This window comes from Paenibacillus sp. FSL W8-0186 (assembly GCF_037969765.1).
GTDB classification, from domain to species: Bacteria; Bacillota; Bacilli; order Paenibacillales; family Paenibacillaceae; genus Fontibacillus; species Fontibacillus woosongensis.
Window position 1 is genome coordinate 4,724,593 of the sequence record NZ_CP150207.1, and the last position, 12,327, is coordinate 4,736,919.

Consider the following 12,327-nt stretch of genomic DNA (forward strand, 5'->3'; position numbering starts at 1 on the left):
CGTTCCTATCCTATGTTCACGAGCGGTATTTTTGCCAAACGCCAGAGGCGATATCCACCCATTTCATCCAACCGGGATCCGGCTTGGAATTGGCCGGACCATCGTAGGCCGAGCCATAAGTATGCATAGAACGGTCGATCGGATGTTCTTCACTTGCGCCCTGCTCCGGTCCAGCCGTACTTTTCGCTTTATGCGCGGTTTTCTTCACCCTGCCGATTAGCGAAGAGGATACCTGCTTAGCCGCAAGGGTCACCTCGTTTAATACATCTCCTACATTCTTCACGGATTCCAGCACGGGATCGAGCTGCTTCATCTTATGCTCGACATCCTCCGTAATGCTATTCGCCTGCCTAACGACCTGCTTGACTTCATAGCTGAGTTCATCCACCGTCTTCTGGATTTCCTGCAGCGTCTGGGTCGTTTTATCCAGAGACTTCTCCGCAGCCTGCAAAGTTTTTACTAGAAAAACGACTAGTACCGCAAATGCTGCGGCAATGATTGCAACACTAATCTGCCAAATCATACCATTCCCTCTCTTTCCTGTCCTGACTTCCGTTGATATTCCTTAGTTACCCTTGGCCTTTCTGGACGAAACAACGTCTGTCTTAGGGGGCTTTCTGCATAAGGGCCCTCTGTTTCATCCAGATTTCACCCGGTTAATGACAACTACAAGCGACGGAACAGCATTTTGGAATCACTTCACATAGGACATTTTACACATCCAGCCTTTGTCGCTTTAAGCCTCATACTACACTATTTTACTATGAAGGAAAGGTGATTATCATGTTGAAATGGTCAGTTATTTTTCTGATGATAGCGATTATTGCAGGAATTTTCGGATTTTTTAACATTGTAGCAGCAGCTGCTTCGATCGCTAAAGTGCTTTTCTTCATTTTCCTCATCTTGTTCGTGATTTCTCTCTTCACCGGACGCAGCCGTTCACTTTAATAGATAAGACCATCATCCGTTCGGCAAATCCCTGCTGAAAAAGGCGGCGCTTCATGACGAAGCAGCCGCCTTTTTGTTGCATTAGTAGGAAGACAAGTACCGTGCGATTTCAAGCCAATCCAATGTAAGCTTAACCGTTATTTGCTGATCGTTGAAGACTATATCCCGTATGACAACCGGTTCAGGTACAAAGGGACCTGGATCCACTTCCACCTTCCCCAGCCCGAAGATTTGCGGTGGAAGTGACAGACTTCTGATCCTGGCTTCTTCCGGGGTCAAAACTAACCGGCCCCGCGAATATTCCATCACATACCGGGCTTCGCCCCCGAACTCCAATGCTCCCCATGCACCGTTCAAATAGACCGTAAGCCGATTGCCGGCAAGCTCGAACTCCGTACCTGTAATCTTAACGGGGAGTTCGCCACGGCTCTGCAGGGCGCGGATCAAATTTTGCTTGGCCAGATCATTCAATTCCTTCTCCGTCAGCTCCACTTCCGGCCTGCGGGTTTCGATCATCCTTTCCAGCTTGTCCTTCCAGCGTATTTCCGAATAATTTAAATCGAGGCTGCGCTCCGGGCGGATATACCAGACTGCAGCAGCCGCAAGCAAAGCGAATACCAGCAGAAGCAAGAGCAGCAGCCGCCCCCATGACCGTCTTTTTTTCACGCCAAATCGCTCCTTTAACAACCCATTTATTAAAATCTATCATTTATCATGATTCTGAAGTTGCTTGATTGTTTATTACATAAGTACGACAAAGAATACAACCAAATATATTCAAGGAGGAGTTTCATTTGAAAAAATTTGCAGCCATTACCGCTTCCGTCATTCTTTCCGCCGCCCTGGCTACCGGAGCCTCAGCAGCTGAAGCCGATCCTGCCGTACCGGTTCTTGACGAACCTATCATTCAAGCTGAACACACGGTGATCGCTCCGAACCCGATTGAATTGTTAAGCATTACTAACTTCTATAGCGCTCCGAACGGAGATATGCTAAGCGCCCTTGCCCCGCAATCGGTGCATCCGACTGGCCAAATCATCGACGATTGGGTGGAAATATACACCTGGCTCGGCAAAGCCTGGATTTACGTTCCAAACTATGTGCCGGACTATAGCTAATATATAACATAGGATCATGCCTTAATGCACGAATCGCTCCGCAGAGTCAGGGATTTCCCGGGTTCTGCGGAGCGATTTTTAGTTTGGGGCTAAACTATTTCAGCACACTGCCCCCGTATAGAAAACGACGTTCCCACGAACCATCGAACTTATCAATCCGGACGCCGCCCGATTTGACGGAATAAGTATGCAGCAGCTGGCCGTCTCCGATGTACATGGCAACATGTGTAATCCGTTCCTTATCCCTGTCGATCCCCGCGTAAGCGGAAGCGGACGAACCCTTATAGCTCATAAAAAAGACCAGGTCCCCAGCCTTCAGATCGCTAATCCGATAGACTGGCTGGCTGTTCTCCTTGATCCACGCTCCTTGCTTCCGGGAATCGGACGGCAGCGTAATGCCAAGGGCTTTCTTATAAATATGTTTTACGAAATCGGAGCAGTCAAAGGTAGCCGTCGTATTGCGGTTGGATCCGAATTCGTAAGGCGTGCCCATATACTGCTTGCCCGTTTGGATCACTTTATCCACCTGCTGTTTGATATTCGCCGGAATGGATGGCTGAGGAGCAGGAGCAGATGAACCGCCGTTCCCTTGGGACGCACCGCCCTTGGCGAGCTCTATATATTTGCTCGATGAGCTGACATATCCGGTCAGGCCATTCTCGCTTTTTACCTTGTAAAATGATTTGTTGGTTTGTTCCAAAATAGTGACGCCAGTTCCTTTTTTCAGCATCGTAATGATTTCCCCGGACGTGGACGGCGCTGTGCGCAGATTCACTCCGTAGATAACGCGGCCGCTTTGCTTCGTCTCCGCTGACCCCGGTGCAGAAGCCGTACCATTAACCGTAATATATTTTGGCGCCGCGCTCACATATCCGACCTTCCCGGCAGCATCCTTCACCTTATAGAAATAGCTGTTGCTTTGTTCCAGAATTTGCACCGACGTCCCCTTCTTCAATGAGCCGATGACCTTTCCTGACAGGGACGGCTTGTCTCGCAAATTGACGCCTGCCACGATCTGGCCCGTAGACTGCACGGCACTCTGGGATGAAGCCGCCGCCGAAGTCAACGCCGGCATGGAAGAATAAATGGATAATGCCATGGCACTCGATAATAAAATCGCCACACTCCGTTTCATTGATGAAAAACCTCCTAGATGTAGTTGGAAATATGGGGTATTCTGTTAATTCCTCCTTTCTTTTTAACTTCTAACCATTATATCCTTTGTCGATAAATGTCTAAATAAGTCGATTTTCGTGTTATGTATTTGACTAGGCTACGAAATACCTAGTATAAATTCCGAAAATAGGTCTTAGTACCTTTTCTCCCCAACATAAAAAACCGTCAGAGCATGTACACTCTAACGGTTCTTTTCTACGTCCCGGTCTTCGGTTCAACATGAACGTGAACATGCATCACGTTGCGGATGCGCCGCATCTGCTCCTCAACGCGATCACTGATTTCGTGACTCTCCATCACGGTAAGCAGCGGGTCTACTTCGATGACGACGTCAACCAGCACATGATTGCCATGGACGCGCGCCTTCACGTCCCGTATCCCTTCTACGCCTTGGATTCTTGAAATGGAGCTCCGCAAATCTCCCAGCTCGCTCTCGTCGAAGCCGTCGGTCAACCGATGCGTCGAGTCCCTGAATATATCCCAGGCGGTCTTGCAAATTAACAGGCCGACTGCAAAGGCGGCAACGGTATCCAGCCATGGAAGCCCGAATTGCGCGCCGATAATTCCGATGGCCGCCCCGATACTCACCAATGCATCAGAAAAATTATCCTTGGCCGCTGCCATTAGCGCCTGATTGTTAATCTGCTTCGCCAGCCTGCGATTATAGGCATAAACGAGCCACATCGCTGCCGCACAGATCAATGCAACCCCTGCCGAGCGAATATCCGGCTCAGTCTCTGTTCCAGCCACAAGCGAACGAATCGAACCGTAAATGACTTGAATTCCTACCATCGCCATAATAAAAGAGGCCACTAAAGCAGCAATTGTCTCCGCTCGCATATGCCCGTATGCGTGATCGGAATCAGGCGGTTTCTGGGATATGCGCAATCCTATCAATACCGCAAGCGAAGCCACGATATCGGTTACGTTGTTGAAGCCATCTGCCAAAAGGGCGCTCGATGCAAAGAGATATCCGCAAATCAGTTTGAATGCAGATAGAACCAGATAAGCGGAAATGCTGATCCAGGCTCCCCGCTCTCCTTTGCGTATATCTTTATAAATGTCCAAATCTGCACCTCCAGCTCCTTCTCTATTTGAAAAACAAAATATGGTTATATCATCGTAGCAAATGAACTTCGTGTGAGTCTAGAGAAACAGTGTTGCCCCGGGCTAAAGCAAACGTTATTCATTATTCCCGTTGTCCAATAATTTAAAAACGTATAGAATAAGAGCAACCCCTTTCCCTATAGGAGATGATTGACATGTCAGAAAGCAACGAACCGCGGAAAATCGACTTGGCCGAAGCGATGCGCCAGAAGCTGCAGCAGAAAAAACAGCAGCAGGCTGCGGCAAACAAGCCAGGATTCTCCGGAAACCAACAGACAAAAACGTTGAAGAGCCAGAACAATAAAAAACCGAATAACCAGCGTCGCCGTACAGGCGGGTCATAGGAGAAGCAGCTCCAAGACGCAAAAGAGGGTGTTCCAAAAATAAACCTTGGAGCACCCTCACCAGCAAAATAGGATAGAAATCGTAAAAAAACCAAGGAACTAAGTCGTTTGTTCTCGCTTAGCTCCTTGGTTTTTGGCATCGACTGCGGGCGTCTTAAACAGATTGTGGGAAGGGACAGCCACCCGATCTCCAGATTTACTGTTGATAAGCCTCGAGGCAGGAATCTTTTGAAGTCCCGGTCGTTCTTCATATCGTCAAACACTGGCTCCGGCTCGAGCATTCGCGCTCTCTATCACCGGTTGCCCTTGATGAGACCAATTACACTCCCCCCCTCACGCCGAGCATGAATCGCGGATTTCACGTTTTAAATGGAATTATAGTAGTTAGTGTTCGCGGTAAAGAATGAAAAGTAAATTTAAATGGATTTTATGTCTTTGGAAAAAGGAAATTGTCCATTATGGGCGGAATTCTTGATTTTAGGTGCATAAAATCCATTTAATCCATTAAACCATTCGTTTAGGGCATAATAGATACATGAATTCCATTTAGTCCGGACTGCTTATGTCTAACAGTTATATGAGATGAGCTAGAGAAGAAATGCAGGTAAGGGAGAAATTGATTCACAGAAGTTGATTCCAGTTCCACAGAAACGGAGAAAGGGGCGCCCCTCAGTCATCTATGATGACTTCTGGGACAGCCCCTTCTGCATTTAGCGCCAGGTTGGCGATTACTTCTCTTCAGGATACATTTGCTTGCGCAGATTCTGAATTTCTTCGCTCTCCAGGTATTCATCGTAGGTCATAACGCGGTCGATGATGCCATTTGGCGTAATTTCGATAATCCGGTTGGCAATCGTCTGGATGAACTGATGGTCATGTGACGTGAACAGAATCGTGCCGTCGAAATCGATCAAGCCGTTATTGAGCGCCGTAATCGACTCCAAGTCCAAGTGGTTCGTCGGCTCGTCAAACAGAAGCACGTTCGCGCCGTTCAGCATCATTTTCGCCAGCATACAGCGAACCTTCTCGCCCCCGGACAGCACGCTCGCCTTCTTCAGCGCCTCTTCCCCGGAGAACAGCATCCGGCCCAGGAAGCCGCGGAGGAAGGTCTCATCCTGGTCGTGCGAATATTCACGCAGCCATTCAACCAGATTGAGGTTGACACCGTCGAAATATTTAGAGTTATCCTTAGGAAAATACGCCTGTGAAGTCGTTACGCCCCAGCTGTACTCTCCAGCGTCCGCTTCCAGTTCGCCCATTACGATTTGGAAGAAGGTCGTCTTCGCCAGGCCGTTCGGCCCAACAAAAGCAATTTTGTCGCCTTTATTAACAACGAAGCTGACGTTATCCAGCACTTTCTCGCTTTCCACCGTCTTGGTCAAGCCCTCGACGCTCAGAAGCTGCTTGCCTGCCTCGCGTTCGGATTTAAAGTGCAGGAACGGATATTTCCGGTTCGAAGGACGGATATCGTCGAGCGTGATTTTGTCCAGCTGCTTCTTCCGGGATGTAGCCTGCTTCGATTTCGAAGCATTCGCGGAGAACCGCTGAATAAACGCTTGAAGCTCTTTGATCTTCTCTTCCTTCTTCTTGTTCGCATCACGCTGCAGCTGCAGCGCCAATTGACTAGATTCATACCAGAAGTCGTAGTTGCCGACATAGAGCTGTATTTTGCCGAAGTCGATGTCCGCGATATGCGTACAGACCTTATTCAAGAAGTGACGGTCATGGGATACAACGATAACTGTTCCCTCATAGTCCATGAGGAAATTCTCAAGCCATTGGATCGATTCCAAATCCAAATGGTTCGTCGGCTCATCCAGCAGCAGGTTGTTCGGACGTCCGAACAAAGCCTGAGCCAGCAATACACGTACCTTCTCGTTGCCGCTTAGCTCAGCCATCTTCTTGTCATGAAGTTCGCGCGGTATTCCGAGTCCGATCAGAAGCGCAGCAGCATCCGGCTCTGCATCCCAGCCGTTCAGCTCCGCAAACTCCCCTTCCAGTTCCCCGGCCCGCATGCCGTCCTCTTCGGAGAAATCCGCCTTGGCATACAAAGCGTCCTTCTCCTTCATGATGGAATACAGACGGGTATGCCCCATGATCACCGTCTCCAGGACAGGGTACTCGTCATATTCATAGTGGTTCTGCTTCAGCACCGCAAGACGCTCGTTCGGCGTCATATGCACTTCGCCCTGGTTCGGCTCGATCTCTCCGGACAGAATTTTGAGGAAGGTTGATTTCCCCGCCCCGTTCGCGCCGATGAGGCCATAGCAGTTCCCCGGCGTAAATTTTATATTCACATCTTCAAAAAGTGCTCGTTTTCCATAGCGGAGCGTTACACCAGTAGTACTTATCATTTCGGCATTACCATCCTTTATCAATAATACACACTGGTCAACATTATAGCATAAATCATGGCCGCCCGCCCCAGTCGAAAACGATTTGCCCGCAAAAAAAGACGCACGTCATGTGCGTCTTCGCAGTCACTGCATATCTTCGTACGGTCTTGGCCGGAATCCCCTATCCGCTTCCCGGATAACGGAGCGTCTCGCCATGAAGCAGGATCTTGATGGCCTCTTCCGCGATACCCCTGCGCTTCCGGTCCTCCTCCAAGCGATCAAGCGCCTCCCGCGCGGTATCGTCGGCAAGCCGAAACGTCCCGTAATGCATCGGAATCATCAGCTTAGCTTTCACGTCGAGAAATGCCTGCAGCGCCTCCTCCGGAGTCGTATGCTGCGAGGTCATGAACCATTCCGGTTCATAGGCTCCAATCGGCAATAAGGCTATATCGATCTTATAGCGCTTGCCAATCTCCTCAAAGCCGCGGAAATAGCCGCTGTCGCCGGCGAAATAAACGACGTGCTCCTGCTGTCCTTCCGTTGTCCTCGCCGGTTCCAGAACATATCCGCCCCAATGCGACGTATTCGTATCAAACGGCGTCCGCCGCGTCCAATGCTGGGTCGGCACAAACGAAATTTTGGCGTCGCCGATCTCCAGATGCTCCCACCAGCTCAGCTCGTGAACGCGCTTAAACCCTTTGCGCCGCAGCTTGCGGCCTAAGCCGATGGGCACGATGAGCTGGGTGTTTGCCCCATACAGCCTGCGGATGGAAGAAATATGCATATGATCATAGTGGGAATGGGAAATAAGAATAACATCAAGCTCGGGTACGTCGGCAATCGGTATTCCCGGCGTTCCAAGCCTGCGCTGAAATCCCATTCGCCCGGCCCAGACGGGATCGGTTACGATATTCAGGCCCTTGTATTGAATCAGGAATGTAGCGTGGCCTATCCAGGTCACAGTAAGCTCGGTTGTATTGGCCCGCAAAAAATCAAGCTGCGGCGTAGAGTTCGGAATGATGTAGGAGTAGTCTTTCTTCTTGCTGCGCCGCTCCTCCCGCCATTGTCTGAACTGCTTTAAGGTTTTGTCAGTGTTGACATTGTCGATGTTCGTATAGCGTTTCTTGGCCATGCTTGAGGATACCCTCCTTCTATCTCCCCTCCAGTTTGTTCTTTGCGTTTTTTATTTTACTATATTTAGAACATATACACCCGTAAAAGCAAAGGATTGAATCAAATCAATCGGTAGGATCTTTATAACGGTAGGCGTAAACGAATAAAAACACGACCGCGGCGATCAGGACCAGCTGCGGCGCCCTCATCATCAAAAAATGCTCCATGGCTTAGCTCACCCCTTCTTCGGCGATCCTCCCCGAATGTATTTCGCGTCGAATAGAAACAAACGCATCAGCAGCACAAGCGAAGGGATCAGGATGAACAGCCCGGCAATAAACGCCGTAATGAGCGCCACCGCCATCGTTTCGTTCGTGAAGCCTTCGTAAATGCTGACCTGTTTATAAAGAATATAGGGCAAATGGGATCGCCCGTATCCGTACCAGGCAAAGCCGAATTGCAGCATCACGAGCAGAAAGGACCAGCCCAGACGGATTCTTTTCCAAACGAAATAGACGGCGAGCAGGAAGCACAGAAACGATGCAATAAACATCCAAGCCATACTGAGCATATTTTGGAAATGCTCGGGATTATGCCGATTGATCTGCAAAAAAGCCAGCACAGAAGCGGCAATCGTGGGTGCGCTCCACAAGAGCGCATATCCTCGCAGCACTTCGAAGGCCACGCGGTCTCCCGCTTTTTTTGCGTAATAGGTCAAGAACATGGCGGAAATGTACAGCACGGAGACGAGCGCCAGCACAATGACGGACCAGGTGTAGGGACTAGCGAAGAAACTCGCCCAATCCAGGACAACATGGCCGCCCTCTTCCCGGATGATGCCGCCTTCCGATATGGCCAGCACTGTCGATAGTGCCGCTGGAATCAGCAATCCCGTCGCCCCATAGATCGCCATATAAACCTTGTTGTCTTCCCTGCTGCTTCCGTAGGTATTATAGGCGTAATAAGCCCCGCGAAGCCCCAGCAGCACCGTGGCCAGGCTGCCCGGAACGAGCAGCGCCGTACCGTAGTAGTACGCTGAAATCGGAAAGAAGCCGACAAGGCCGACGACGAAGAAGATCAGGAATACGTTGGTCACTTCCCAGACGGGGGAAAGATAACGCTGAATAATATGGTGAACTCGGTTCTTCTGCCCGGTTATGACGCTGTAATAGCTGAAAAAACCGGCTCCGAAATCGATCGATGCCACGATCAAATAGCCGAATAGAAACGTCCAGAGCACCGTAATTCCGATGATTTCGTAGCTCATCCCTGACCTCCTTCCTCGATTCCCCGCTCTCTCATTTCCGTAAACACGTCTTTATTGCGGAATAGCTTGGCTAATACGTAAATGCACGATACGCAAAGGACGAGATACAAAATAATGAACAGCAGGAGCATCGAGCCGACATTCGGCGAAGTCGTCGCCGCATCAACGACTCTCATGTAGCCGCGAACGATCCACGGCTGCCGCCCGATTTCGGCGAACATCCATCCTAGCTCGATCGACACCATCGCAAACGGCCCCAGCGTAAGAATGCCAATCAACAGCCATTTTGGATAGCCCTTGTTGCGGCCAGGCAGCCAGCGGCGCAGCAGAAACAGGAATGGAATGAGAACGAGCAGCATGCCGATCGTCACCTTCATATCGAACATGTAGTGAATAAGCAGCGGCGGCCAGTCGTCCTGGGGATATTCCTCGAGGCCAATCACTTTGGTGTTTGGGGTGCTGCCCGCCAGGATGCTGAGCGCGTAAGGAATCCGCAGCGCATATTTCACCTCATGATTCTCATCCAGAATCCCTCCATAAATGAGGGGAGCCTTTTCCATCGTCTCGAAGTGCCACTCCGCTGCGGCCAGCTTCTCCGGCTGGTACTTCGCCAGAAATTTGCCGGAGAAGTCCCCAATGACCGCCGTGGATACCGCAAAGACGAACGCGCAGGTTACCGTGAGCTTAAGTGCTTTTTTGAAATAGGGGTGATTGCGCCCCTTAAGCAAGCTGTAAGCGGCAATGCCCGCCAGCAGCCCCGAGCTCATCGTCAGCGAAGACGCCAGCACGTGCGATACCTTGGTCGGCGTAGCCGGGTTAAACATGGCTCTAAGCGGGTCGATATTCGTAAAAACACCGTTCTCCAGCGTAAATCCCTGGGGCGTATTCATGAAGGCATTGACCGTGGTAATAAAAAATGCCGAAGAAAATGCCCCAAGCACGACCGGGATCAGCAGCAGCAGGTGCAGGATCGGCCGTCTGAACCGCTCCCATGTATACAAGTATATGCCGAGAAAAATCGCTTCGACAAAGAAAGCAAACGTCTCCATGAACAGCGGAAGAGCGATCGCCTGCCCGGCTACGCGCATGAAGCTGGGCCACAGCAAGCTGAGCTGCAGGCCTATCGATGTGCCCGTGACAACGCCAACTGCGACGGAAATAACAAATCCGCGGGCCCATCTACGGGCGAGCAGGGAATAATGGGGATCCTTATGCGTAATCCCTCTCCATTCGGCCAAAGCAATAATGAGCGGGACGCCTACTCCGATCGAGGCGAAATTAATATGTACAAACAAGGTGAGGCCGGTTAGAATCCGGCTCAATGTGACTGGGTCCATAGAGAACATGGGTCTGGCTCGGCTCCCTTCTCGTCATAATCCAGCGCCCGGGTTCCGGCTCCGCTGGCGCGCCCAAATACCGGAAGGCGCTCTTGATGGTGGCATACAGCATAATGACTGCTACGACGAAGCAGACAAGGATAAGTATCCGTTCCTGCCGCTGATACATAATAACAATGCGCCTCCCCTTTGAATCGATTTGTCTACCTGTAGTGTGCCGCCCGGGTTCCTTTTTATTCCTGACGGTCCTGGACATGCCGTTCTTCCGGGCTTGCTTCTGAGACTTGGGTTAACCCTTTCCTTGATGTACAATAAATTGAAAGGAGTGTGAACAAATGATGAAAATTGTATTTATCGAACCGACGCCGAGCCCGAATACGATGAAGCTCCATCTGAGCGAAAGTCTGGAGCCGGGCATCCGCAAAACATATACGCTAGACAACGAACGCTCAGCCCCGTCATGGATTGCAAGAATGCTGCATATCCCAGGGGTGAAGAGCGTCTTTCATACCGCTGACTTCGTTGCTCTTGACCGGAAGGGCAATGCCGATTGGTCGGCGATCTTGACCGAGGTTCAATCGCAGTTCGGCCAGGAGGGCATTGCTTCCGCGTGGGAGCAAAGCGATTCGGAGGCTGCGCAAGGCTACGGCGAAGCGCAGGTCTTCGTGCAATTTTTCCGCAGCATTCCGATGCAGATTCGCGTGAAATCCGGCAGCCAGGAGGAGCGGATCGGCCTCAGCGAGCGCTTCGTGGCCGCGGTGACCGAGGTGTCCAGCGCGACACTGATCAAAGAACGCAAGCTGACCGACTACGGCGTGCGTTACGGCGAGCTGGCGGACATCGCCCGCGAGGTGGAGCAGGAACTGGAGGCGGCCTACCCGCCGGAACGGCTGCGGGCGCTCGTGGCCCAGGCGATCGAGCACGGCAGCAGCGAGGGCGAATTCGTCGAGCAGCGCCGCGAGCTTAGCCTGGACGAGGTGCGCGAGCAGATGCAGAGCGACGACTGGCGCGTTCGCTACGCAGGCCTGGAGGCGCTGAAGCCGGATGCCGAAGCGCTGCCGCTGCTTGCCGAGGCGCTTGGCGACAAGCAAATGCAGGTGCGCCGCCTGGCCGTCGTCTACCTCGGCGATATCGGCAAGCCGGCCATGGACCTGCTCTATGAGGCGCTGCGCGATAAGTCCCCGGCGGTGCGCCGCACGGCAGGCGATACGCTGTCGGACATCGGCGATCCGGCGGCGACGAAGGCGATGATTGCCGCGCTGCAGGATTCGAGTAAGCTTGTCCGCTGGCGGGCGGCCCGCTTCCTCTACGAGGTCGGCACAGATGAAGCGCGCGACGCGCTCCGCGCTGCTTCGGATGACCCGGAATTCGAGGTTGGCCTTCAGGCGCGGATGGCGCTTGAGCGGATCGAATCTGGAGAGCAGGCCGCAGGCACGATCTGGCAGCAGATGGCGCAGCATCGGCAGAACAGCGCGAAGGATGCTTGATTCCAATTGCTCTGCTTGAGCCACCGGCCTTGATGTCAATATTTGATCATTGTCCTTGGCAGCCCGCTGTTATATACTGAGTAATTAGTTCATC

At 51.6% G+C, this 12,327-nt stretch carries 13 protein-coding genes; 4 read left to right on the top strand and 9 right to left on the bottom strand.

Features of this window, described 5'->3' with window-relative positions; all coding sequences use genetic code 11:
• Positions 1-16: 16 nt before the first annotated feature.
• Positions 17-523 carry a DUF948 domain-containing protein gene (locus MKX50_RS21230; protein ID WP_213593839.1) on the bottom strand — a complete coding sequence of 169 codons (507 nt, stop codon included), beginning with the start codon at positions 521-523 and terminating at the stop codon, positions 17-19.
• A 260-nt stretch (positions 524-783) separates the two neighbouring features.
• Between MKX50_RS21230 and MKX50_RS21235 the strand changes: the two genes are divergently transcribed.
• Positions 784-948: a DUF1328 domain-containing protein gene (locus MKX50_RS21235; RefSeq protein ID WP_213593841.1), complete on the top strand. Its 165-nt coding sequence runs from the start codon at positions 784-786 to the stop codon at positions 946-948.
• 81 nt (positions 949-1,029) lie between these two features.
• Here MKX50_RS21235 and MKX50_RS21240 read toward each other — a convergent pair whose 3' ends face one another.
• The gene (locus MKX50_RS21240; RefSeq protein ID WP_339157731.1) at positions 1,030-1,614 is read right to left on the bottom strand and encodes a hypothetical protein; all 585 of its coding nucleotides are present in this window, start codon (positions 1,612-1,614) and stop codon (positions 1,030-1,032) included.
• A gap of 128 nt (positions 1,615-1,742) precedes the next feature.
• Between MKX50_RS21240 and MKX50_RS21245 the strand changes: the two genes are divergently transcribed.
• Positions 1,743-2,066: a hypothetical protein gene (locus tag MKX50_RS21245; RefSeq protein ID WP_339157732.1), complete on the top strand. Its 324-nt coding sequence runs from the start codon at positions 1,743-1,745 to the stop codon at positions 2,064-2,066.
• A gap of 94 nt (positions 2,067-2,160) precedes the next feature.
• On the opposite strand, the gene MKX50_RS21250 is transcribed toward MKX50_RS21245, so the two are convergent.
• Positions 2,161-3,201, bottom strand: coding sequence for an SH3 domain-containing protein (locus tag MKX50_RS21250; RefSeq protein WP_339157733.1), 1,041 nt, complete (start codon positions 3,199-3,201; stop codon positions 2,161-2,163).
• A gap of 236 nt (positions 3,202-3,437) precedes the next feature.
• Complete coding sequence (locus tag MKX50_RS21255; protein WP_213593849.1) at positions 3,438-4,310, bottom strand: cation diffusion facilitator family transporter; 873 nt, start codon at positions 4,308-4,310, stop codon at positions 3,438-3,440.
• 194 nt (positions 4,311-4,504) lie between these two features.
• On the opposite strand from MKX50_RS21255, the gene MKX50_RS21260 reads away from it, so the two are divergent.
• A complete protein-coding gene (locus MKX50_RS21260) occupies positions 4,505-4,693 on the top strand; it encodes a hypothetical protein (RefSeq protein ID WP_155612014.1) in 189 nt (62 codons plus the stop codon).
• A gap of 728 nt (positions 4,694-5,421) precedes the next feature.
• Here the strand turns inward: MKX50_RS21260 and MKX50_RS21265 are convergent.
• From MKX50_RS21265 to MKX50_RS21285, 5 genes are all read right to left on the bottom strand, one after another.
• The gene (locus MKX50_RS21265; RefSeq protein WP_155612015.1) at positions 5,422-7,047 is read right to left on the bottom strand and encodes an ATP-binding cassette domain-containing protein; all 1,626 of its coding nucleotides are present in this window, start codon (positions 7,045-7,047) and stop codon (positions 5,422-5,424) included.
• A gap of 163 nt (positions 7,048-7,210) precedes the next feature.
• Complete coding sequence (locus MKX50_RS21270; RefSeq protein WP_339157734.1) at positions 7,211-8,161, bottom strand: MBL fold metallo-hydrolase; 951 nt, start codon at positions 8,159-8,161, stop codon at positions 7,211-7,213.
• 216 nt (positions 8,162-8,377) lie between these two features.
• Complete coding sequence (locus MKX50_RS21275) at positions 8,378-9,409, bottom strand: cytochrome d ubiquinol oxidase subunit II (RefSeq protein WP_339157735.1); 1,032 nt, start codon at positions 9,407-9,409, stop codon at positions 8,378-8,380.
• Positions 9,406-10,755 (bottom strand): cytochrome ubiquinol oxidase subunit I, encoded by a 1,350-nt coding sequence (locus MKX50_RS21280; RefSeq protein WP_339157736.1) that lies wholly within the window; start codon positions 10,753-10,755, stop codon positions 9,406-9,408. Before MKX50_RS21280 ends, MKX50_RS21275 begins: the two co-directional genes overlap by 4 nt.
• Positions 10,688-10,915 (bottom strand): hypothetical protein, encoded by a 228-nt coding sequence (locus MKX50_RS21285; protein ID WP_339157737.1) that lies wholly within the window; start codon positions 10,913-10,915, stop codon positions 10,688-10,690. The genes MKX50_RS21280 and MKX50_RS21285 overlap by 68 nt, the downstream gene beginning before the upstream one ends.
• Before the next feature lie 169 nt (positions 10,916-11,084).
• Here MKX50_RS21285 and MKX50_RS21290 point away from each other — a divergent pair, with 169 nt between their 5' ends.
• A complete protein-coding gene (locus tag MKX50_RS21290) occupies positions 11,085-12,233 on the top strand; it encodes a virulence factor (protein ID WP_339160232.1) in 1,149 nt (382 codons plus the stop codon).
• Positions 12,234-12,327: the final 94 nt, after the last annotated feature.